The 2,441-nt window shown below is 38.8% G+C and carries 2 protein-coding genes; both read left to right on the plus strand.

Features of this window, described 5'->3' with window-relative positions; genetic code table 11:
- The first annotated feature begins 338 nt into the window (after positions 1 to 338).
- Positions 339 to 815, plus strand: coding sequence for a transcription elongation factor GreA (greA, locus tag JT739_RS12600; protein WP_237661471.1), 477 nt, complete (start codon positions 339 to 341; stop codon positions 813 to 815).
- Positions 816 to 832: 17 nt separating this feature from the next.
- On the plus strand, positions 833 to 2,305 hold the full coding sequence (gene lysS, locus JT739_RS12605) for a lysine--tRNA ligase (protein WP_237661472.1): 1,473 nt from the start codon (positions 833 to 835) through the stop codon (positions 2,303 to 2,305).
- The last annotated feature ends 136 nt before the right edge of the window (positions 2,306 to 2,441 follow it).

A 2,441-nucleotide genomic window follows, 5' to 3' on the forward strand; every position in this document is an offset into this window, starting at 1 on the left:
TGATTGATAACCCTAAGACGAGTTATCTCTTTTTGAGTCATGTTGAATGTCTCCTCTCTCATACCTGACATTTTATCAGAATAAATTCAACATGACATTATCACAGAATAACAACAACAAAAATGAGAAGATTCTTGACAGAAGTAACCTACTGAATTATAATATCTTCGAAGTTGAAAGATTTTAATCAATTTTTTTTGTAGTTACCTCTTCATTTTAAATGAAGAGGATATTAGCATTTGGGCCTTTTATTCAGGTTTTTTCCTGAATAAAAGTTCCAAATGCAACATATATTAGAGACATACATTTTTGGAATAAACCAGAGGGGAGAAAATTAAATGTCAAAAAAAGAAGTTGTCCTAACCCAGGAAGGTCTAAAAAAGATGGAAGAGGAACTTGAGTATTTAAAATCGGTAAAACGTCGCGAGATTGCAGCAAGGATTAAACAAGCAATCGACTTTGGGGATATTAGCGAAAATTCCGAGTACGATGAAGCTAAAAATGAGCAGGCCTTCGTGGAGGGCAGGATTGCGCTTCTTGAAGAAAAACTCAGGAACGTAAAACTCATTGATGAAGTAGATATTTCTACCGATGTAGTTGGCATTGGTTCTAAAATAAAGCTGAAAGACTTGGATACCAATGAAGTGTTTGAATATACCATTGTTGGTTCTGCTGAAGCTGACCCAATGAAAAACAAAATTTCCAATGAATCGCCGGTGGGAAGTGCACTGCTTGGCAAAAAGAAGGGTTCTGTAGTGGAAATAGCAGTGCCTGTCGGTACAATAAGATACGAAATCCTTGATATTATGAAATAAACTGTGGAGGTTATTTGATGGAAAATGTAAATGAGCTTAATGAAATCCAAAAGGTCAGACTTAAAAAACTTGAAGAATTAAAAGCAATGGGCGTTGCTCCTTTTGGCAAAAAGTTTTCAATATCTCATAGTTTACAACAGATAAAGGATAACTTTGATGAGTTTGAAAATCAAATGGTCAAAGTAGCCGGTCGAATCATGGCAATCAGGGGCCATGGGAAAGCGGCTTTTTTTGATATTCAAGACCAGACGGGAAAGCTTCAGATATATATAAGAAAGAACGACGTTTCCGAGGAGACTTTTAAGCTTTATGGTTTGCTGGATATCGGAGATATTGTCGGTGTTGAAGGAAAGGTCTTCAGATCCAAGAAAGGAGAAATTTCGGTATCAGTTAGCAATTTAACGCTCCTTTCTAAATCCTTACGGCCGCTGCCTGAAAAATGGCACGGCTTAAAAGACACTGATACCAGGTACCGGCAGAGGTATTTGGATTTAATCACGAATCCGGAAGTAAAGCAAACATTTATTATAAGAAGTAAAATCATATCAGCCATGAGGCGGTATCTTGATGAAAGGGGCTTCATTGAAGTCGAGACACCTGTCCTTTCGCCCATAGCGGGTGGAGCAGCGGCAAGGCCATTTATCACCCATCATAATGCCTTAGATATTGATCTTTACCTTAGAATTGCTACTGAATTATATTTAAAACGGCTTATCGTAGGTGGATTTGAAAAGGTATATGAAATAGGCAAAGATTTTAGAAATGAAGGAATTTCCATAAAGCACAACCCCGAGTTTACGATGATTGAACTTTACCAGGCCTATGCCGACTACAAAGATATGATGGAGCTCATGGAAAATATGATTGCACACATCGCCCAGGAAGTACTGGGCACCACAAAGGTCAACTACCAGGGCGTAGAAATAGATTTGACGCCGCCCTGGGAAAGAATGACCATGGTAGAGGCAGTAAACCACTATGCAAATATTGATTTTAGCACAATTAAATCTGATGAAGAAGCAAGAGAGATTGCGCGTAAACTTGGCATCGAAGAGGTTGGTGATAACGACACAAAGGGCAAGGTATTAAACCTCATCTTTGAAGAAAAGGTAGAGCCGAATTTAATACAACCCACTTTCATATATGACTATCCCATTGAAATATCGCCATTGGCTAAAAAGATAGAAGACAATCCTGATTTTACTTATAGGTTTGAAGCATTTATTTACGGCAGGGAAATGGGCAATGCTTTTTCTGAGCTAAATGATCCGCTAGATCAGAGAGAAAGGTTCCTGCAGCAGCTAAAAGAGCGAGAAGCTGGTGACGAAGAAGCCCATGCTTTTGACGAGGATTATATTATTGCCCTAGAACATGGTATGCCACCCACCGGCGGCTTAGGAATAGGAATAGACCGCCTCGTCATGCTCTTTACAGACTCTTATTCAATTCGAGATGTGATCCTGTTCCCAACTATGAGACCGAAACAATAGGTAAAAATCAGGTGAATAACATAGGAAACCAAAGCAAAACGAGAATATAATGAGCATAAAATGCCGAAAGACGTTTAACGACGATTAATGCCATTTGAAAAGGGAGCAGGGGATGTGCTATTATACTTAAGCGGTC

Source organism: Tepidanaerobacter sp. GT38 (assembly GCF_021991635.1).
GTDB lineage: Bacteria > Bacillota > Thermosediminibacteria > Thermosediminibacterales > Tepidanaerobacteraceae > DTU063.